Origin of the sequence: Micromonospora sp. NPDC049359, from assembly GCF_044466585.1 — a bacterium.
Lineage (GTDB): Bacteria > Actinomycetota > Actinomycetes > Mycobacteriales > Micromonosporaceae > Micromonospora.
Genome location: NZ_JBITMW010000007.1, coordinates 59370 through 77979, shown reverse-complemented (window position 1 = coordinate 77979; position 18610 = coordinate 59370). Strand labels below are relative to the sequence as shown.

Annotated in this window: 19 protein-coding genes; 10 read left to right on the top strand and 9 right to left on the bottom strand. The window is 71.0% G+C overall.

Features of this window, described 5'->3' with window-relative positions:
* The first annotated feature begins 6 nt into the window (after positions 1-6).
* A complete protein-coding gene (locus ACIBTX_RS17635; RefSeq protein ID WP_357121533.1) occupies positions 7-339 on the top strand; it encodes an L-rhamnose mutarotase in 333 nt (110 codons plus the stop codon).
* Positions 340-404: 65 nt separating this feature from the next.
* Here ACIBTX_RS17635 and ACIBTX_RS17630 read toward each other — a convergent pair whose 3' ends face one another.
* Together ACIBTX_RS17630 and ACIBTX_RS17625 are read right to left on the bottom strand one after the other, a co-directional pair.
* On the bottom strand, positions 405-1322 hold the full coding sequence (locus ACIBTX_RS17630) for an NADP-dependent oxidoreductase (RefSeq protein WP_357121535.1): 918 nt from the start codon (positions 1320-1322) through the stop codon (positions 405-407).
* Positions 1323-1334: 12 nt separating this feature from the next.
* Positions 1335-1973 carry an HD domain-containing protein gene (locus ACIBTX_RS17625; protein ID WP_357121539.1) on the bottom strand — a complete coding sequence of 213 codons (639 nt, stop codon included), beginning with the start codon at positions 1971-1973 and terminating at the stop codon, positions 1335-1337.
* A gap of 256 nt (positions 1974-2229) precedes the next feature.
* Here ACIBTX_RS17625 and ACIBTX_RS17620 point away from each other — a divergent pair, with 256 nt between their 5' ends.
* Positions 2230-3225 (top strand): GlxA family transcriptional regulator, encoded by a 996-nt coding sequence (locus ACIBTX_RS17620; protein WP_363661287.1) that lies wholly within the window; start codon positions 2230-2232, stop codon positions 3223-3225.
* A 48-nt stretch (positions 3226-3273) separates the two neighbouring features.
* Here the strand turns inward: ACIBTX_RS17620 and ACIBTX_RS17615 are convergent, their stop codons facing one another.
* Positions 3274-3867, bottom strand: coding sequence for a hypothetical protein (locus ACIBTX_RS17615; RefSeq protein WP_363661286.1), 594 nt, complete (start codon positions 3865-3867; stop codon positions 3274-3276).
* Positions 3868-4123: 256 nt separating this feature from the next.
* On the opposite strand from ACIBTX_RS17615, the gene ACIBTX_RS17610 reads away from it, so the two are divergent.
* Positions 4124-4777 carry a hypothetical protein gene (locus ACIBTX_RS17610; RefSeq protein WP_363661285.1) on the top strand — a complete coding sequence of 218 codons (654 nt, stop codon included), beginning with the start codon at positions 4124-4126 and terminating at the stop codon, positions 4775-4777.
* A 9-nt stretch (positions 4778-4786) separates the two neighbouring features.
* Here ACIBTX_RS17610 and ACIBTX_RS17605 read toward each other — a convergent pair whose 3' ends face one another.
* Positions 4787-5614, bottom strand: coding sequence for a DUF3152 domain-containing protein (locus ACIBTX_RS17605; RefSeq protein ID WP_363661284.1), 828 nt, complete (start codon positions 5612-5614; stop codon positions 4787-4789).
* A gap of 140 nt (positions 5615-5754) precedes the next feature.
* On the opposite strand from ACIBTX_RS17605, the gene ACIBTX_RS17600 reads away from it, so the two are divergent.
* Together ACIBTX_RS17600 and ACIBTX_RS17595 are read left to right on the top strand one after the other, a co-directional pair.
* Positions 5755-6255, top strand: coding sequence for a SigE family RNA polymerase sigma factor (locus tag ACIBTX_RS17600; protein WP_357121554.1), 501 nt, complete (start codon positions 5755-5757; stop codon positions 6253-6255).
* Positions 6252-7001: a hypothetical protein gene (locus ACIBTX_RS17595; protein WP_396832735.1), complete on the top strand. Its 750-nt coding sequence runs from the start codon at positions 6252-6254 to the stop codon at positions 6999-7001. Before ACIBTX_RS17600 ends, ACIBTX_RS17595 begins: the two co-directional genes overlap by 4 nt.
* Before the next feature lie 46 nt (positions 7002-7047).
* On the opposite strand, the gene ACIBTX_RS17590 is transcribed toward ACIBTX_RS17595, so the two are convergent.
* Positions 7048-7449 (bottom strand): hypothetical protein, encoded by a 402-nt coding sequence (locus ACIBTX_RS17590; protein WP_396832734.1) that lies wholly within the window; start codon positions 7447-7449, stop codon positions 7048-7050.
* A 196-nt stretch (positions 7450-7645) separates the two neighbouring features.
* Here ACIBTX_RS17590 and ACIBTX_RS17585 point away from each other — a divergent pair, with 196 nt between their 5' ends.
* Positions 7646-7855, top strand: a complete 210-nt coding sequence (locus tag ACIBTX_RS17585; RefSeq protein ID WP_396832733.1) for a helix-turn-helix transcriptional regulator — start codon at positions 7646-7648, stop codon at positions 7853-7855.
* A 45-nt stretch (positions 7856-7900) separates the two neighbouring features.
* Here the strand turns inward: ACIBTX_RS17585 and ACIBTX_RS17580 are convergent, their stop codons facing one another.
* Entirely contained in the window at positions 7901-8158 is a 258-nt protein-coding gene (locus ACIBTX_RS17580; RefSeq protein WP_396832732.1) for a hypothetical protein, read from the bottom strand.
* Between the two features lie 403 nt (positions 8159-8561).
* Complete coding sequence (locus tag ACIBTX_RS17575; protein WP_396832731.1) at positions 8562-9131, bottom strand: hypothetical protein; 570 nt, start codon at positions 9129-9131, stop codon at positions 8562-8564.
* A 1095-nt stretch (positions 9132-10226) separates the two neighbouring features.
* On the opposite strand from ACIBTX_RS17575, the gene ACIBTX_RS17570 reads away from it, so the two are divergent.
* Both ACIBTX_RS17570 and ACIBTX_RS17565 read left to right on the top strand, forming a co-directional pair.
* Positions 10227-10481, top strand: a complete 255-nt coding sequence (locus tag ACIBTX_RS17570) for a hypothetical protein (RefSeq protein WP_396832730.1) — start codon at positions 10227-10229, stop codon at positions 10479-10481.
* Between the two features lie 1095 nt (positions 10482-11576).
* The gene (locus tag ACIBTX_RS17565) at positions 11577-11768 is read left to right on the top strand and encodes a hypothetical protein (protein ID WP_396832729.1); all 192 of its coding nucleotides are present in this window, start codon (positions 11577-11579) and stop codon (positions 11766-11768) included.
* 500 nt (positions 11769-12268) lie between these two features.
* Here the strand turns inward: ACIBTX_RS17565 and ACIBTX_RS17560 are convergent, their stop codons facing one another.
* Entirely contained in the window at positions 12269-15112 is a 2844-nt protein-coding gene (locus tag ACIBTX_RS17560; RefSeq protein WP_396832728.1) for an ATP-binding protein, read from the bottom strand.
* Positions 15113-15316: 204 nt separating this feature from the next.
* Between ACIBTX_RS17560 and ACIBTX_RS17555 the strand changes: the two genes are divergently transcribed.
* Both ACIBTX_RS17555 and ACIBTX_RS17550 read left to right on the top strand, forming a co-directional pair.
* On the top strand, positions 15317-17074 hold the full coding sequence (locus ACIBTX_RS17555) for a M28 family peptidase (RefSeq protein WP_357392786.1): 1758 nt from the start codon (positions 15317-15319) through the stop codon (positions 17072-17074).
* Positions 17075-17204: 130 nt separating this feature from the next.
* Complete coding sequence (locus tag ACIBTX_RS17550) at positions 17205-17711, top strand: hypothetical protein (RefSeq protein ID WP_355049970.1); 507 nt, start codon at positions 17205-17207, stop codon at positions 17709-17711.
* A 106-nt stretch (positions 17712-17817) separates the two neighbouring features.
* On the opposite strand, the gene ACIBTX_RS17545 is transcribed toward ACIBTX_RS17550, so the two are convergent.
* Entirely contained in the window at positions 17818-18516 is a 699-nt protein-coding gene (locus tag ACIBTX_RS17545) for an SDR family oxidoreductase (protein ID WP_357121569.1), read from the bottom strand.
* Between the last annotated feature and the right edge of the window lie 94 nt (positions 18517-18610).

Below are 18610 nucleotides of genomic sequence, written 5' to 3'. Positions count from 1 at the left end.
GGCTGCGTGATCCGACTCCGCCCCGAGCAGCGGGAGACCTACCTGCGGTTACACGCCGCCGTCTGGCCGAGCGTCGAGCAGACGCTGCGCGCGGCGAACTTCCGCAACTACACGATCTTCCTCCACGACGACCTGCTCTTCGGTTACTACGAGTACGTCGGCGACGACTACGAGGCCGACCTGCGGCTGATCGCCGCGGACCCGCAGACGCAGGAGTGGTGGAAGCTGACCGACCCGTGCCAGGAGTCGCTGGCCGAGCCCGGCTCGGGGGACTGGTGGGCCCCGATGCGCGAGGTCTGGCACCTGGCCGACGAGGCCCCGCAGGGCTCCGCAGGCTAGCCGTCTCACGGTCGGCGCCGGCCGGCTCCCGCCTCGACCTCGGCGGGCGCCGGCCCGGATCCCGGTCAGTCCGCGATCTTGATGATTGTCTTCCCCGCTGTGCGCTGGCGTCGGGCGAACGCCGAGGCCGTCTCGTCGAGCGGCCGTACCGCGCCCACGATGGGCCTGAGCCGTCCGGTGCGGACGCGTTCGGCGAGGTCGACCAGCCGGGCACGGTCCGGTTCGACGACGAAGAAGACGGCTCGCCCGTCCCTGGGCTGGACCTCGGGCGGCGCGGCGATGGTCACGACGGTGCCGCCGGGGCGGACCAGCTCGGTCGACCGTCGCAGGATGTCGCCACCGATGACGTCGAGCACCACGTCCACCTCGCCGACCTGTCGCAGGTCGTCGGCGTCCAGGTCGACGAACGCCTGCGCGCCGAGAGAGAGCACGACGGTCCGGTCGGCGGCGCGACCGGTGCCGATCACGCGGGCGCCCACCTCCCGCCCGAGTTGGACGGCGATCGAGCCGACACCTCCGGCGGCGCCGTGCACGAGGACGGTCTGGCCGGCCGTGAGGTGGGCGTGGTCGAACAGCCCCTGCCAGGCGGTCAGTCCGGAGATCGGTAGCGTCGCAGCCACCGGGTGGTCGACGTCGGCCGCCAGCGGGGCGAGGTTCCGCGCCTCCACCGCCGTGTACTCGGCGAGGGATCCGTCGCGGGCCCAGTCGGTCAGGCCGAACACCCGCTGACCCACGGTGAGGCCGGTGGTGCCGTAGCCGAGGTCGGCCACGACACCCGAGAGCTCGTGCCCGGGGATGGTGGGCGTCCGGTCACGGCCCGCGCGGTCGGTCCACGTCGTCGGCCAGTCGAGCTCGCCGGGTGTGAAGCCGGCGGCGTGGACGCGCACGATGACGTCGTTCTCCGCGGCGTGGGGGTACGGCATGTCGGTCAGGGTGAGTCCCTGCACCCCGGCGTCACGGTCGCGTACGGTGATGGCTTTCATGCTCGTTGCCTTTCAGCTCGGCCAGGGTGCGCCGACGATGCGCTCGACCGTCGTCACGCGCCGGAAGCCGGGAACGAAGTGTTCGAGATAATCGGAGTTGACGGTGCCGATCGTGGTTTCGGGTCGATTCTTCAGCCCGTCGACCGTGGTGCGCAGGAATTCGTTCTTGAAATCCCCGCGCGGATGGACGGCGAGGATTTCCGCCAACTGGTCGGTGTCCAGCCCGTCCAGGCCGAGGCCGAGAACGTCGGTCAGCACACCGAGGTAGGTGGTCGCGATCTCGGGACCCAACCGGTCGGGAATACCCGGCGTGGTGTGCAGGGCGATCGCCGTCCAGACGGTCTCGGCGGCGGTCGTGGGGAACCCCCGGTCCAACAGGAACCGGCGCGCATGGTCGGCGCCGTCGACCTCGAAGCGCTGCTGGAGGTCCGAGAACGGCGTCCCGAGCCCGGCGTCGTGGAACATGGCCGCCAGGTAGAGCAGTTCCGGGTCCGGTTCGACGCCCAGCCGTCGGGCGTGGATCAGGCCGAAGAGGAAGACCCGACGTGAATGGTGGTAGATGAGCGGCCCGGTCGTCTCCTGAATGTGCCGGGTCGCCTCGGCGACCGCCGTTGACCGCGGAATCTCGAATCCCGCGATGACCTCTGCCATTTACCTTTCACCTTCCCGACGAGGTGAGCCGAGTGCTGATGACCCCATGGTGCCCACCGGTCGTCGTGGCCCGCCGCCCTCGTCGAGCCAGGAACCCCTCATATCTGGACAGCGGCTGGTCGCCGAGACCTCGTTCGTTTCCGCTGGCGGCGTGCTACCAATGCATCGTGTCCACGCCGCCCGTCCGCCACCCCGGTAACCGTCGACACCCACCGCGCCGGGTGCGGCAAGGCGCGACGGCGCAGGGCCGGAGACCGTGAACGGCGGCCCGCATCGCGTCGCGATCTTCGTGTACGACGGGGTGACGCTGCTGGACGTCGCGGGTCCGGCCGAGGTGTTCAAGGAGGCGAACCGGTTCGGCGCCGCCTACCGGATCGTTCTGCTCTCGCCGACCGGTGCGGACGTCACGTCGAGCCTCGGCGTTCGGATGGCGGTCGACGGCGCGGTCTCCGCCGCGACGCCGGGCATCGACACGCTGCTGGTGGCCGGCTCCGACCGGTATCCCCGCGCCCGCGTCCCCGTCGACCTGGCGGACGCGGCCCGCCGGCCGGCCGTCGCGGCCGGACGGGTCGCGTCGATCTGCACCGGAGCGTTCGTCCTCGCCGCCGCCGGCCTCCTCGACGGTAAGCGCGCCACCACGCACTGGCAGGTCGCGCACGAGCTGGCCGCCTGGTGTCCCACCTGCCGCGTCGAACCCGACGCGATCTACGTGCGCGACGGCGCGACCTACACCTCGGCGGGCGTGACCGCCGGCATCGACCTGGCGCTCGCTCTCGTCGAGGAGGACCACGGGCCCGACCTGGCGCGCGACGTGGCCCGCGCTCTGGTGGTGTACATGCAGCGTGCCGGCGGTCAGTCCCAGTTCTCCGCGCCGTTGCAGGGGCCCGCGCCCCGGTCGCCGGCCCTGCGCAGGATCGCCGACGTGGTGACGGCGAACCCCCGCGCCGACCATTCGCTCACCGAACTCGCGAAACACCTCAACGTGAGCACTCGGCAGCTCACCCGGCTGTTCCATGACGAGTTGTCCACGACACCGGCCCGCTACGTCGAGAACATTCGATTCGACCTGGCGCGGGCGCTGCTGGACCAGAACCACACCGCGACGCAGGCCGCGACGCTCGCCGGGTTCCCCAGCTACGAGAGCATGCGGCGGGTCTTCGCCCGGAAGCTGTCGATCAGCCCCGCCGCGTACCAACGGCGGTTCCGTACGACCCGCCGCGTCGAGCCGGACGAAGTTCCGCCACCGCCCTGAGGCACGGCCGCCCGGGTCCGACCGTGCCGGGCCGGTGTACGGCGGCGGTCACCACTGGTGGGCGACGTCGAGCACGATCCGGCTGTGGGCGCCCGGACCGGCCAGCACGACGGCGCGGAACGGCAGCCGGGCCCGTACGCCGACGGCGAAGGTGGTGTAGCCCTCGAAGCTGCCGCCGAACACCACGTCGCGCAGCGTCGGGTAGCGCAGCAGGTTCGTGACGTGCGTGCCGACCGGGTACGGCACCGTGCCTAGGTGGTCGGCGTCGTACGCCGGGGCCCGCAGCGAAACCCGCAGCAGCGCGCCTCCGGCGGTGTACGGCGACAGCGCGAGCCCCTCGCCCTCGGTCCAGGTCTCGCCGTAGCCGATCGTGTACCCGTCGACCGGGCCGGCGAACTCGAACACCACCCGGTCGTAGCAGTCGTGCCGGCCCGTCCGGACGTCGACCAGGGGAGCGTCGCTCAGCGCGCCGGCCGACTTCTCCCCGCTGCCCCAGGTGATCCCGCAGTACGCCGCCTCGGTGGCGGCGCGCGCCGAGCCGGTGCCCGTCGCGCTGCTGGTGCCGGCCGCGCTGCTGCCCGCCGTGGCGAGCACTCCGGCGAGGACGACCGCTGTCGCGGTCAACGCGCTCCTGATCCTCATCGTGGTTCTCCATTCGGTGTCCCGGGGTCACGTCGCGGCGGCTCTGCCGGTGACCCTCAGTCGTCACCGTCGTCCCGCCCCGACACGGGCACCTCGCCGTCGGGTAACCGCCGCGTAACAGCCGACGCCCCGACCGCGATCGACGTCAGCCGCGTCGCGTTGCGTCCTGACGTGGCTCGGCGTGGCGTGGCGTGGCACCCCACGGCATCCCACCTTGCGATACGGTGCCTCGCATCGGCACATCGGAGGTGGATGGATGCCTGCCGTCGTCGTCCTCGCGTTGACCCTCGCCCTCGCGCCCGCGCCCACGCCGTCGGTCTCCGCCACACCCGGTCCGCTCGGCGAACTGGTCGGCGGTGTCGGCCGGATCGTCGGCGACCTGCTGGGCCGCGGCGGTACGCCCACACCGATCCCGACGCCGAGCGCCACCCGCGGCCCGACCTCCGGGCCGAGCCGACCACCGGCGACCGCGCCGTCCGGCCCGTCGAAGCCCGGCGCGACCCCCGGGCCCGCCGAGTCGTCGGCCGGTGCGCGGGCGACGGTCCCGCCCGATCGCCCCGACAAGCGGGCGGGCGCCGACGGACGCGACCCGGTCGTGCCCGTGCGGGGCGGCGACACCCCGGCGCCGATCGTCGCGCCGGCCATCGCCGACCCCGTCCGCGATGGCTGGCCGCCCGTGTCCTATCTGCTGGTGGCGGCGGTCCTGGTCGGGCTGGCGGTGCTGCTGCTGCGCCGCCGTGGCAGTGCCGGTCCCTCGGCCGTTCCGGCACCGACTTCCGACCCGACGTCACCTCCCGATCCCGACCCCGGGCCGGACAACGTCCGCCGCCTGCCGACCAGCCTCAACGCCATCTATGAGCTGGGTCGGCTGGACGAGCGACTTGAGCAGGAGCGCCGCCGCCGACCCTGAGCGGCGGTCTCAGTGCTTCGGGTACGCGCCCTCGCGCCGGGGGATCGCGTCGTCGTACGCCCCGGACGGGCCGTGGTAGCGGGTCGTGCCGTTCGGGTACGGCCACGCGTTGGCACGGCAACCGTGCAGGCCCAACGTCTGCTGCTGCATCACCGGCGCCGGCCGGCCCGATCCCGGGCAGCGTTCGTGGCCGAACCCGAGCCGGTGCCCCACCTCGTGGTTGACCATGTACTGCCGGTAGGTGGTCAGGCTCGCGCCGTAGTCCGGCACGCTCGACACCCAGCGCGCCACGTTCAGCACCACCTTGTCGCCGCTGCGGCAGGACGTGTAGCCGTCCGGCACGTCCTGGCAGAGAGTGTCGCGGGTGCCGGGGGTCGCCAGGTAGATGGTGAAGTCCGCCGGATCGCCGGCACCCACCCGCCGCAGCCGCCAGTCCCCGCCCGCCGTCCATCCGCGCGGGTCGTTCAACGTCGCGGTGATCGCGGTGGCGATGTCACCCGCCGCGAGACCATGGATGTCGCGTTCCACGGCGACCCGGTAGCGCAGCAGAGTGCCGCTCTCCGCGCCGCCACGCGTCGTCTCGGCCGCGGCCATCGTCCAGCGGTTCCCGCCGGTGGCGGGATAGCTGACCGGGTGGTTGGGCGTGCTACGGGTGCCGAGGATGCCGACGCCGGTTGGCCGGTGCGACGCCGCCGCGTGGTCATCGGGTCGCGGTCCGGTACCGGGGTCTCCGGCGGGCTGCCCGGCCGCTGGCCCTGTGCATCCGGTGAGCAGCGCCACCGCCAGCAGTGACGCCGCCGAGGCCAGATGCCACCGGCGGGTACCCTTCGTCGACATGTCTCTCCCCTCGCGCGTCGCCTGAAGGCGCGCACACAGGAGAAGACGGGTCATGGCGACAAAAAGTTGAAGTGATCCGGATCTCAACCTTCCGGCGGCCGCACCCGTCTGAGGTGATGTGGCACGGGGGAGGGTTCGCGGTGGCGCGGGGTGACGCGGAGTTCGTCGAGTTCGCGCGGGCGGCGTCCGCGCGGCTGGTGCACGCCGCGTTCCTGATGACCGGCGATCACCACCAGGCCGAGGACGCCGCACAGACCGCGCTGGTCCGCACGTACGCGTCGTGGTCGCGGATCCACGACGACGACGCCTACGGGTACGCGCGTCGCACGTTGGTCAATCACCTGGTGGACCGGTGGCGACGGCCGATGCGGGAGTACCCGACCGACGAGGTGCCGGAGCAGCGACGCGGTGACGTGGCCGACGACGTGGCGACCCGGCGCTGGTTGGTCGCCATCCTCGGCGTGCTGAGCCCTCGGGAACGGGCCATCGTCGTGCTGCGGTACTACTTCGACCTGCCGGAGGCGCAGGTGGCCCGAGAACTCGCCGTGTCCGTGGGCACCGTCAAGAGCACCAGCTCACGGGCCCTGGAGAAGTTGCGCACCGCCGCACCGCGCACCACCGACGAGGGGGCGCGCCGATGAGCGAGCTGGATCGGCTCCGGGACGCCATGCGGGCGACCGAACGCCCCGACGCCGTGATCGACCTGGCCCGGGTGATGCGTGACGGGCGACGGTTGCGGACCCGTCGGCGGGTCACCGGGGCGGCTGCGGCGACGCTCGCGGCCGGGCTGGTCGCCGTGACCGCGGTGACGGTCGACCCGAGCGGTTCGCGCGATCCCGCGCCGGCCGGGCCCGCGTCTCCGGCCGCCGTCGCCTCGCCCTCGGTCGGTGTCGCGCCGACGTCGGACGGGCCGACGCCACCGCCCACGCAGGCTCGTGGCGTGCCGAATCCCAAGCCCTTGGGTCAGGTGATCGACACCGGTATACGGCACGGCGTCGATCTCCGGGTGTACTACATCGTCGGGGTGACGATCCCCGGGGTGCCCAAGGTGACCATCGGCCTGGCCGCCGGTCGCCGCGCGCCGGACGGCACGGTGCGCACGGACATCCTGGTCAACGACGTCGAGGGCGCCGACCGCAGCCTGGGGTTCCACCAGATCGGGTACGACGAGAGCGCGTCGACCCCGGCGGTGCCCACCTTCGGCTACTTCGTCGGTCCGGCGGCCCGGATCACCGGCACCGTCGACGGTCGGCAGGTCGACGCCACGCTGGCGCGCTGGAGTCTCGACAAGCAGGTCGTGATCTTCTGGTTCGATCCGAGCACGCTCACCCCCGGCAGGCGGCTGGACGGCATCGTCGCCCACGACGGTGCCGGTCGACGGCTCTGATCCCCGGGACAGCGGTGACACGTGCCATTGCGCGACGGGAAACCGCTCAGTACCGCTGCGACCGGTTCCCGGCCACTCGGTACGCCTCGATCCGGTCGCGCGCCCACCGCAGCGCCGGGCACCCGTCCGGCCGGCAGCGCCCGCACGATCCGTGCAACCCGTGCTGTCTGATGACCTGCCGGGCCGCCAGCAGCACCCACACCGACCGGGGTAGCTCTCGCTCGATCATCGAGGCGTACCGGTCATGCCGTACCGGGCATCGCGATTGCCCGGCCATCCGCTGGCGCTTGACCTCCCCGATGGCCCACGCGAGCATTCCGCACCCGCCGTCACCGCACTGCGCACACCGCCCGGTCTCCCGGTGCGGGCTGGCCGGTTCCGCGTGTTGGTTGATCACGCGCATGGCTGTCCACAGCAGCAGCGCGGGCGTTACGGGTCCGTCGTCCATCGGCACGGCTCCACCTCCGAGAAATGGGCAGGTCCGGGCACCGATCTCCGATCAGGCACCCCGACCGCTCACCGAAAGGGACCAACCGGTTGCTGTCCGCACGATCCCTATAGTGACCGTGCCCTGTCATACACGACAGTGTCAAGTCTGACAGCTGTCATATATGACACTGACGGGTCCGCATAGCGTCCGGTCCATGGTCCGCAGGCTGTACGGCAGTTCCGAACTACAGGAACGCCTCCAGGTGTCCCGCGCTCGCGTCGTGCAGATCACCGGCCGGCCAGACTTCCCGGAGCCGTTCGACCGCCTGGCCGGGGGAGCGGTGTGGTTGGTGGAAGACGTGGAAGCGTGGATCACCGAGCACCGGCCCCACCAAGCGCGAGACGCGGACCCGGACGCACGCTGAAACGGCCCGGACCTGGCAGGTTCGGGCCGTTCTGTTGGTGCCCGCTCAGCGCTTGGCGATCTTCTCCAAGGCATCCGAAATGTACCGCGCGTGCGCGCCGATCCCGATGTGGTCCTGATCCGTTAAGGCTCCGCCGACACCATTGACCGCCTCGCGCAAGTCCCGGATCTCGTCACCCAGGGCGAGAAGCGCGTAGACCAGCGCCGCATGGCGGTGGGCCACTTTGTCGTCGGGTGTCGCGTCGTCGGAGTCGGCGACCGTGAGCATGTCGTAGGCGATCTGGCGGGCGGTTGGCTTTGCCACGTCGCGTCTCCTCGATTGATCGAACCGTCACGCGATCCTGACCGGCCGGACCGTTGCCGGCGGCGGCTCTGTCCGCTGGACGACAGAACGGGCGCGGCCAATCGACCGCGCCCGTTCCCTGTGACCGCTCCGGCAGGCTGAGACACGCTCTCGCGCCACCTTGGCGGCGTGCCGCTCCAGCCCGGCCAGCGCCTCTGCGGCGCTCTGGTGGGTCTGCCGGGCCGCCTCCACGACGCTCGTGGCCGGGATGGACGTCCCAGCGGTGAACAGCCGGCCAGCGCTCGGGGACTCCACGTCTGGCGCACCCGGTCGATCTCGGCGAGGTCGGTAACCGCCGACTCCAGCTCGGCCAGGACGAGATCCAGCCGCGTCAGCCCGGCGGCAGCCTGGCCGTGCAGGTAGCTCAACCACTCCGCCAGCGCTGCTCGATCTCAGCGGCTACCTGACGGCGGACCTGGCCGACCGCGTCCCGTGGGCCGTCCGCCGTGATCTGCGCGGCCTGCGCCTGTTCCTGTCGCTCCTTGATCGTCCGGGTCACCGCGGCGGCGTCGAGCGGGGTGCCGGCGGCGGCAGCGTCAGCGGCGAGCTCGGCCGGCTGGAGCGCACCCGGCGCGGACGGGAAAGCCACGGTGAGTGCATGCAGCTCCGCCCACTGGCCGGCCTTGCCTAACTCCCGCGCCTGCGCCTCACCTTCGGCGTTGTTGCACGGGCACTCGGCGGCGTTGGTCTCGACCGCTACCGGCACTTCCTCGGGCACCCGACCGTGCCCGTACAGCACGACGCCGCCCTTGCGGCCGATCCGGTGCACGGTGGGCGCGGTGGTGGTTACGCCGTACACCGAGACGCTGGACGACTCCGGGAAGCACACGCAGCCCGGCGGCACGTCGCCTGCCTGCACGGCGTAGACCATCAACGCGGCAAGGATCTGGTCAGCGCCTGCGGCGTGACTCTCGCCCGTGTCGACCACCCACACGCCCAATTATGGGGCGCGCTCCGGTCGGTCCGGTGCCCCGAGCGGCCCGGCATGTACATCGGCTCGGGCGGGATCGTGGGCTGCGGACGAGAGGGTGCGGCGCGGGGCATGTCGTGACCGAGCCCTCGCCTACCACGTTATGAGGAGTGAGCATCGATCGAGATCGGACGCCCTGAGACGCCGGTAAGCGCGGGCGTCACATATCCGCCTCTCGCTCGTTGCTACGCAAGGGACGGCAAGGCGCCGGGCCCCGCTGTGCAGTCCTTGAGCCGCAAGGAGGTGAGAACGATCGAAGGCTGGATGACCGCCGTGGTCACTGAGTTGGCGCGGGTGGTCCGGCACGCGCTGGGAAGCTGGGGCCGGACCACCCGACTCTGCGTCCTGACCATGGCTTTCGCCTTGGCCGTTGGCGTACTTCTAAAATAGACAATTTAGAAGCCGCGTCCTGCCAAACGACTGATGGTTGGGTTGGTGACGACAGATCCCGCCAGCATCATGCTGGCGGGATCTGCGCCGTCTGGGCGCGGGGGACTTCGGTGTCCTCGCGGACTTTATCCAGCCGAGCACCGCCGGGTCCCGTTCGGAGCGGTGGAACCCCAACACGGTGATGGTTGCCGAGAAGAAGGCCACCACCGCAACTAGGAGGTCTCGACAGCGCCACCACTAAGGGGCTGCGGCCGGTCGGTGCACGCGATGCCTATGACAAGTACATCCCCGAGCACACCTGCGCGGAGCACCGACGGCGAAAACGGCGATCCATCAGACAGCGTCCACATACCTATCCACAGCGGCGCTCCGGAAGCTGTCGCAGAGCTGTAGTACCCCCGTGCGACGCTTCGGCGCACGGTCGGGCGGGACGGTAGGGGAGGGAGATGCCGTTACAGTCCAACCGAGCGTGGGAGACGGGCCGCCGAACGCTTGAGGGTGGGGTCGCTGTCCGGTCCGCTAGCTACATTGCTCCATCGGAAGTAGCCGGCCTGGCTCGCCAGGTCAAGGCGGCGGACTCCCGGGGACTGGCATCCCCGGGGCCGCCTTGAACGGTCACGTCCGCTCATGTCCGAGGCAAGGACCATCTGAGAGGGAGAACGAGACCAAGTGACCACGGTAACGAGAGGTACCGGGCGGCACCAGCCCGGGGGACCTGGCAACCCGGAGAACGCCCTGCTCGCGGGGTTGTTGCTGGTGACGGCGCTGTCCATCGGGGCGCTGCTCTGCATCGTCTTGAGCAGCGCCGAGGAGATGGGCAACGTCGCCCCGGTGGCGATTCCTGCCATCAGCGGCATTGCCCTGGCCGCGATCGGCGCGATTGCGGTGGTGCTGCGCAAGCGGCCTCCCCGGGGCCGGCGGTAGCACGGGCGGCAGTGCGGGTTGTGCTCGGCAACCCGCACTGCCAGCCGTACGCCCACCACTTCATCAAGGCGGGCGACTCTTACCCGGGGAAGATTTCGTCAGGCGGTCGGGTACCGGTTTCAGCGACTTGGACCGGTTGCTCAACGCGCTGCACTTGGGCGCCCGGACAGGCGGACATGGACGGCCGGACGGTCCGGACAACTCCGGGCGGATCGTGGGCGGCCCGGGAAAGCGGGCGCGGGGGCGCGCGGGTGACCTCCCCGGGCGGCACGATCAGCCGGTCTGACTCCATGGCGGTCCAACCTTCGCCAATCCCTCGGTCTGCTGCGTCGAAAGTGCGGGGCGCGGTCGAAAGGACATCTCCTGAAGATCGGATGCGGTGGTCTCACTACCTCGGGCGGCCCCGGATGGACATCGGTTCCGGAGGGGCCGAGCGAGGGCATCTGCGACCAGGAGTCCGGGCGAAATGCGGGATGATCCATGGTGGATCTGCGATAGACCAACCCGATTTTCGTGTTCGGCGTCGCAGGCGGTGGGAAGAGTCGTCCCGGGTCACCTACCGTCGAGGGATCAACGCGTTCCGCGAGGTGGAGGCCGTGACCCGGTCCCGATCGAGGAGCGGTTGAGCCAGTCGCCCGAGCGCATGACGTGAGGGCGGGTGCGGGACCGTGGCGATGCGGTCACCCGGCGCGTGCCGATGCAGGCAGGCGCGGGTGACACGCTGAACAACCCTGTAGAGGCGTTGTCCAGCGTGGTTGCTCGATACGGTCTCGGTGGCCGGCTCGGGAGGCTCCATAGGGCAACCGCGAGTCGACTAGTCGGAGCAAGGTTTGATGCGCGGACCCCACGGCGCGAATGGTGGGTTCCGCCAGACCGCCCCGATACAGTGCTTCCACCAGAGACAAGACCCGCAGTTATGTGTCAAGGCGGGTACCCGGGGGGTCACAACCCCCGGGCCCGCCTTGACGGGTCACGTCTCACCACATGTCCCTAGGCGGACTAGCAGAAAGAGAGAAGGGACCCTTGAACTCCACGACTACGGTACATACGACATCTACCAATCTCCAGCAGAACGCGACGAGCAGCACAGAGAAGGTGCTGATCGCGGCCCTGACGATCATCACGGTGATCTCGATCGGGGCGGTGCTCTGGATCGCTCTGGCCTACGGCCAGCGGATCGACGCCATCGGCCAGGCGGCCGTCGGCGCGGTCAGTGCGGTGGGGGTTGCCGCGATCAGCGCCATCACGCTGGCGCTGCGTAAGCGGGCCACCCGGAACCGGCGCTAGCGCGACGAGTGCGGGCGCAAGGGCATCTTGCGCCCGGACTCCGCAAATTCATCGCTTAGGGGGACAGCTTCCGCATGGACCTGCTATCCGGCACGGGTGGACAGCCGGACGGTCCGGACAGCTCCGGGCGGTGAACAATGACGGACACACGGACAGGTTGGACAACCCCGGGGACGTGGCCATGTCCGAGCGCTGGACAACCCCGGACGGCGGACACGTGGACCACGCCGAGGGCGGACACTTCGACGCCGGTTATGGCCGGTCCGGCCAACCTAGGGCGGCTACCTAGGTCAGAGCGCCGATCGGCGTTGACCAGGAAAACACCGCGCCCCGACCTAGGTCGGGGCCTACCTGTGAGCCGCTAAACGCCTCTGAGGTCAATTCACTAAGAGCTGACTAGGTTCCCGTGGGGGGAGAGCCAGCCCGAGCAGGGCGGAGGTCAGGAGATTCTTAACCCGCTTTGCTTGCGCGGTGGCACAGGCCGAGCCGGTCGCTCGGTGTCAGACCAGCCGGCGTTCGATGGTCACGGTCGTTCCCTCGCCGGTCGAGACGAGCCGTACGTCGCCGTAGGCGTTCATCAGTAGCGCGCCACGCCCCCGGTCCATGGCCGGTCGACGGTCCCGCCAGGTGCCGAAGTCGCGTACCGAGATCCGGACCAGCGCGTCACCCACCTGGAGCCGGACCCGCACCTCGGGGCGGCTGGGTCGTTGCGCGTGTTCGACGGCGTTGTTCATCGCCTCGGAGGCGGCGAGCAGCAGATCTTCCGCCACGTCCCCGTCGACGTCGAGGTCGTCCAACGCCAGCCGGACGTCCCGTCGCATGGCCGCCGCGGAGGTGGGCACCGACGGGTACGTCCACTGCTCGTCCAGCCGGTCGCCGAGCCCGTCCTCGTCGGGCCTGGCGATCGCCGACGCGCGGGTCGGGTCGCCGGCGCGGTCCACGGGTGACGCGCCCCCTGCCGGTGCGGCCTCGACCGGTGCGGGCTGGTCACCTGAGGGTCCGGTCCGGGCCCTGGTCTCCGTGGCCGTGCCGACGGGTTGCGTCGATGTCGGGGTGCTGACGGCTGTCGGTGCGGGGCTGTCGTGGTCGGACGCGCCGCTGCGCGACCGGCGGATGGCGGTCCGGATCCGGGCGATCAGCTCGGCGGCGGCGAACGGCTTCACCAGGTAGTCGTCGGCGCCCAGGCTCAGACCTGCCACGCTGGCCTCCTCGCCCGCTCGCGCGGAGAGCACGAGCACCGGCAGCGACCGGGTCGCGGGGTCCGCGCGCAACCGGCGGACCAGGTCGAAGCCGTCCAGCACGGGCATCATCACGTCGGTGAGCACCAGGTCCGGTGGGTCCCGGTGGATCGCGTCGAGGGCCTGCCGGCCGTCGGTGACCGACCGCACCCGCCAGCCTTGCGCGGCGAGCAGCCGACTCAGGTACGCGCGCATGTCGCTGTTGTCGTCGGCGAGCAGGATCCGTGCGCCGGCCAGCTCGTCGGCGGCCGGACCGGGCGCCGTGGCGGGCTCGGCGACGTCTCCGGCCGGGTCGGTCAGCCAGCCCGTCGCCTCCTGGACGGCGGCGCGTGCCGCGTCGCCCCGCCCTTCGGGGGACGGACCGGTCGCCGCCGCGCGCCGTGCCGCCGACCAGGGCAGGGCCACGGTGAAGGTGGTGCCGACGCCCACCTGACTGGTCACCCGCACCTCGCCGCCCTCCAGCCGGGCCAGCTCGTTGACCAGGGCCAGGCCGATTCCGGTGCCCTCGTGGCTGCGCGACCGCGCGCCCTGCACCCGGTGGAAGCGTTCGAAGAGCTTCGGCAGCTCCGCCTCGGCGATCCCGATGCCGGTGTCGGCGACGGTCAGGCGTACCTCGTCGTGGTCGGCGTCCACGGCGACGCGGATGCCACCGATGAACGTGTACTTCAGGGCGTTGGACAGCAGGTTGGTGACGACGCGTTCCCAGTTGACCGGGTCGACGGTGACCGGGTGGGGCAGCGGCGGGCAGTCGACGTCGAGGGTCAGCCCGGCCCGCTCGACGGCGGCGCGGAAGACGCTGGCCAGTTCGGCGGTGAGCGCCGGCAGGTCTACCTCGTGGGCGTCGCTGCGAGCCCGGCCGGCCTCCAGGCTGGAGAAGGTGAGCAGGCTGTTGACCAGTGTCAACAGGCGGGTCGCGCTGCGCCAGGCGGTCTCGACCCGCTCCCGCTGCGGTGGCGTCAGGGGCGCGGCGGTGTCGGCGAGGGCGTCGGCCAACGGCCCGAGCATGAGGGTCAACGGGGTACGGAACTCGTGGCTGACGTTGGTGAAGAAGGTGGTCTTCACCCGGTCCAGCTCGGCCAGCGTCTCGGCCCGACGTCGCTCCCGCTCGTACTCCTGGGCGTTGCGCACCGCCGTCGAGACCTGCTGCGTCAACAGTTGGTAGAACGAGCGGTACGCCTCGTCCAGCGAGCGGTTGGGGCTGACGCCGACCAGCAGGACGCCGAGCGGCTGGTCGTCGGCACCCGCCGGCAGCGGCAGCGCGAGCGCGGCGCGGGCCGGATCGCCCCACGGACCGGCGGGCAGCGACAGCCGCTCGTCGAGGCCGGTCACGTCGGTGGGCCGCCCCGCCGCCGCGTCCGGTAGCCCCCAGGCGCGGGCCGTCGGGCCCGGGTCGGCCAGGTCGACGACGGTCGGCAGCGATCCGGTGATGGTCGCGTCGCGCGGGCCGCCGCCCGCGTGGGCGATCCGCCGCAGGGTTCCACCGTCGCGCAGGTAGATCGCGGCGAACGGTACGTCCAGTGGGTGGCCGCCGATCGCGTCGATCAGCCGCGCGCAGGTCGCGTCCACGTCGACGGTGCGCCCGTCGCCGCGCAGGGACAGGTCGCGCAGCAGCCGCAGTCGCCGTTCGCCGACGACCTGTTCGGTGACCTCGCTGCACACCGTCAGCACACCCACGGTGCGGCCGTCGTCGTCGCGGGCCGGGGCGTGCGAGACGCTGAAGTAGGCCTCCTCGCGGTAGCCGGCGCGCTCCAGCAGGAGCTGGAGGGCGGGTACCCAACTGGCCACCCCGGTCGCCATGGCCTGCTCGATCAGGGGGGCGAGGACGTCCCAGCCCTCGGCCAGGGTCACCCGCACGTCGTCGCCCAGCGCGCCGGGGTGCTTGTCGCCGATCAACGCCGAGTACGCGTCGTTGTAGAGCTGCGAGAGGCGGTCGCCCCAGAGCAGCAGCATCGGGTAGCGGGAGGAGAGCACCATCCGTACGGCGGAGCGCAGGCTCTGCGGCCAGTCGGAAACCGCGCCGAGCGGTGTGTCGGCCCAGTCCAGCTCCGCCATCAGCTGTCCGGTGGCCCCGCCGTCGTCGAACAGGTCGCTGCGGGGTCGTGTCACGCTCGACCCGGCCTCATCGCTAGCCCCCCGTTCCGGGCCCGACGACCCCTGCTGGCGTTACCTACCCATCCTGGCACCTCTACTCACCTGTGCCGACGCCGGTACCCACCGTCTAACGGGCGGGGGTTCGGGACGAACGTCCGATGTCACAGACATAGATATCTGTAAGTGTCTCGGTTATCTCTCCGACCCCGAGGAGCCCCCATGAGAGGTAGAACGCTGAGCGCGGGAATCGCGCTCGCCGTGTTCACCGGGATGACGGTGACGTTGGCCGCCCAGCCGGCGACCGCGTCACCCTCCGCCGCGACGACGGCGGGCCGGCCGATCGCCGCGTCCGCCGCCGTCCTGGCGGCGCCGGACATCTCCGTCACCAACGTCCAGGCGCACCTGACCCAGTTCAACTCCATCGCCAGCAGCAACGGCGGCAACCGGCGGGCCGGGTCTGCCGGCTACACCGCCTCGCTCAGCTACGTCAAGGGCAAGCTCCAGGCGGCCGGCTACACCGTCAGCGAGCAGTACTGCTCCAGCTGTACGTACCCGTCGAACAACCTCATCGCCGAGTGGCCCGGCGGCCCGGCCGACCAGGTGGTCATGTTCGGCGCCCACCTGGACAGCGTCTCGGCTGGTCCGGGCATCAACGACAACGGCTCCGGCTCGGCCACCCTGCTGGAGAACGCCCTGGTCCTCGCCGCGCAGAACCCGACCATGACGAAGAAGGTCCGGTTCGCCTGGTGGACCGACGAGGAGCAGGGGCTCAACGGCTCCCGCTTCTACGTCAACTCGCTCAACTCCACCCAGCGTGGCTACCTCAAGGGCTACTACAACTTCGACATGGTCGGCTCCACCAACGGCGGCTACTTCATCAACCGGGTCACCTCCACCACGGCGGCGCCGCTGAAGGCGTACTGGGACTCGCTGGGGCTGCAACCGGAGGAGAACGTCGAGGGCCAGGGCCGCTCCGACGACTACTACTTCCAGCAGGCCGGCATCCCGACCTCCGGGTACGCCGCGGGCGCGAGCGCCCGCAAGACCAGCAGCCAGGCGGCCAAGTGGGGCGGCACCGCCAACGCGGCGTACGACGCCTGCTACCACCGGTCCTGTGACACCACCGCCAACGTCAGCGCCACCGTGCTGAACCGGGCCGCGGACGGTGTCGCGTACGCGCTGTGGCAGCTCGCCGTGGGCACCGGCACCCCGACCAACGACTTCTCGGTCGCCGTCAGCCCCACCGCGCTCAGCGTCGCCCGGGGCGCCAGCACCAGCGCCACGGTCAGCACCGCGACCACCTCCGGCTCGGCCCAGACGGTCAGCCTCAGCGCGTCCGGCGCGCCCAGCGGGGTGAGCGTCTCGTTCAGCCCGTCGTCGGTGACCTCCGGCGGCTCGGCCACGGTGACGCTGACCGCGTCGTCCAGTGCCGCCACCGGCACCGTCACCCTCACGGTCACCGGCACCGGCTCGGTCACCCGGACCGCCAGCCTCACCCTCACGGTGACCGGTACCGGGGGCTGTGCCGGTGGGCAGGTGATCGGCAACGGTGGCTTCGAGAGCGGCAGTACGCCGTGGACCGCCTCCTCCGGCGTGATCACCAGTTCCAGCGGCCAGGCGGCCCGGACCGGGTCGTACAAGGCGTGGCTCGACGGGTACGGCAGCACCCACACCGACACCCTGTCCCAGTCGGTGACCGTGCCGGCGGGTTGCGCCAGCTACACGCTGTCGTTCTGGCTGCACATCGACACCGCCGAGACGACCGGTTCCACGGCGTACGACAAGCTCACCGTGCAGGTGGGCTCGACCACCCTGGCGACGTACTCGAACCTGAACGCCGCCTCGGGCTACACCCAGCGCACGTTCAACGTGGCCGGGTTCGCCGGGCAGACGGTGACCCTGAAGTTCACCGGCACCGAGGACTCGTCGTTGCAGACCAGCTTCGTGATCGACGACGTGACGCTGCAGGCCAGCTAGGGCGCGTCGGGTGGGGGCGTGCGTCGCGCTCCCACCCGACATCTGGTCACGTCCGTCTATCTCTGGTAGAAATCCTCCAAGGCCGGCCCCTGATTCGCAGAATTCCGCCCCTCACGCGAACGGGAGTGCCATGTCACCCACTCGATCCACCCTGCGCCGCCGCGTGCTCACGCTGCTCGTGGCCACCCTTGCGGCGGTCTGCGCCACGTTCGGCCTGGCCGCTCCGGCCTTCGCCATCAGCCATTCCAGCGCCACCTCGCAGCTACGCGCCGCCGGCATCTCCTGGACCTCCAGCGGCAACTGCAGCGACCGCAACGTGTCCACCTGCACCTCGTTCGACGGGGTCCGGCAGGCCACCATCGACGGCATCATCACCTTCAAGCGGGCCAGCGGCTGCGCGGTCACCATCACCGCGGGAACCGAGGTCGGGCACGCCGGGGGCACGTACAGCCACTGGAACGGCTACAAGCTCGACATCGCGCTGAGCACGTGCATCCAGAACTACATCTCCGCGAACTACGCCTATGTCGGCTACATCTCCGGCTTCGGGTACCAGTACCGGGCGCCGTCGGGCAACCTCTACACCAAGGAGGGGAGCCACTGGGACATCCTCTTCTACACCTGCGGTGGCTGCTGACCGCGAGTGTGACGGCGTACGCGGCGGGAGCTGACCGCGTACCCGATCAAGGGCCGCCGCCGGTGCATGCCGGCGGCGGCCCGTCGCGTTCCCGGTGGGGGGGCGGTCAGGGGAGCTGCGGGTAGAGTGCGGCGACGCCGCCCGCGAGCCCGGCCTGCACCTGCCGGCTGACGTCGTCGGTGACGATCTCGTACGCGTCGGCCTCGATGCCGTCGACGCCGATCCGGGCGATCTCCGCCGGGTCGGACTTGGGGCCGTCGATCGTCGCGGCCATGTCGGTGTCCATGTAGCCGACGTGCAGGCCGGCGACCCGCACGCCCCGCTCGGCGAGCTGGAGGCGCAGCGCGTTGGTCATCGCCCACTCGGCCGACTTCGCCGCGCCGTACGCCGCGTGCAGGGGGAAATTCACCCAGGAAAGCACGGACAGGACGTTGAGGATGGTTCCGCCACCGTTGCCGGCGATGACCGGCGCGAAGGACCGGATCATCGACAGGTTGCCGAGGTAGTGCGTCTCCAGCTCCAGGCGGATCAGGTCGAGGTCACCCTCAAGCAGGTCCGCCCGGCTGTCGATGCCGGCGTTGTTGACCAGCAGGTTCACGTCGCCGGCCAGCTTCGCCGCGGCGGCCACCGAGGCGGGGTCGGTGATGTCCAGCCGGACCGGCGTCACGCCGGGCAGGTCGACGCTGTCCGGGTTGCGCGCGCCGGCGTAGACCGTTGCTCCGCGGGCGACGAGCTCGGCGGCCAGGTGCCGGCCGAAGCCCCGGTTGGCGCCGGTGACGAGGGCGGTGCTTCCAGCGATCTTCATGGAGTGCTCCAGGGTTCGTGGCGGCTTGTCGACAGGAACGCTATCCGGCTGACTTCTGTCAGGCAAAGTCAGGTAGGTCACGCGACGGGCGGAC

Coding starts and splice junctions, on each gene's coding strand:
- ACIBTX_RS17555 (WP_357392786.1), top strand. CDS start 15,317: ATGAGAGGTAGAACGCTGAGCGCGGGAATCGCGCTCGCCGTGTTCACC.
- ACIBTX_RS17630 (WP_357121535.1), bottom strand. CDS start 1,322: ATGAAAGCCATCACCGTACGCGACCGTGACGCCGGGGTGCAGGGACTC.
- ACIBTX_RS17585 (WP_396832733.1), top strand. CDS start 7,646: ATGGTCCGCAGGCTGTACGGCAGTTCCGAACTACAGGAACGCCTCCAG.
- ACIBTX_RS17550 (WP_355049970.1), top strand. CDS start 17,205: ATGTCACCCACTCGATCCACCCTGCGCCGCCGCGTGCTCACGCTGCTC.
- ACIBTX_RS17590 (WP_396832734.1), bottom strand. CDS start 7,449: ATGGACGACGGACCCGTAACGCCCGCGCTGCTGCTGTGGACAGCCATG.
- ACIBTX_RS17595 (WP_396832735.1), top strand. CDS start 6,252: ATGAGCGAGCTGGATCGGCTCCGGGACGCCATGCGGGCGACCGAACGC.
- ACIBTX_RS17615 (WP_363661286.1), bottom strand. CDS start 3,867: ATGAGGATCAGGAGCGCGTTGACCGCGACAGCGGTCGTCCTCGCCGGA.
- ACIBTX_RS17545 (WP_357121569.1), bottom strand. CDS start 18,516: ATGAAGATCGCTGGAAGCACCGCCCTCGTCACCGGCGCCAACCGGGGC.
- ACIBTX_RS17610 (WP_363661285.1), top strand. CDS start 4,124: ATGCCTGCCGTCGTCGTCCTCGCGTTGACCCTCGCCCTCGCGCCCGCG.
- ACIBTX_RS17605 (WP_363661284.1), bottom strand. CDS start 5,614: ATGTCGACGAAGGGTACCCGCCGGTGGCATCTGGCCTCGGCGGCGTCA.
- ACIBTX_RS17625 (WP_357121539.1), bottom strand. CDS start 1,973: ATGGCAGAGGTCATCGCGGGATTCGAGATTCCGCGGTCAACGGCGGTC.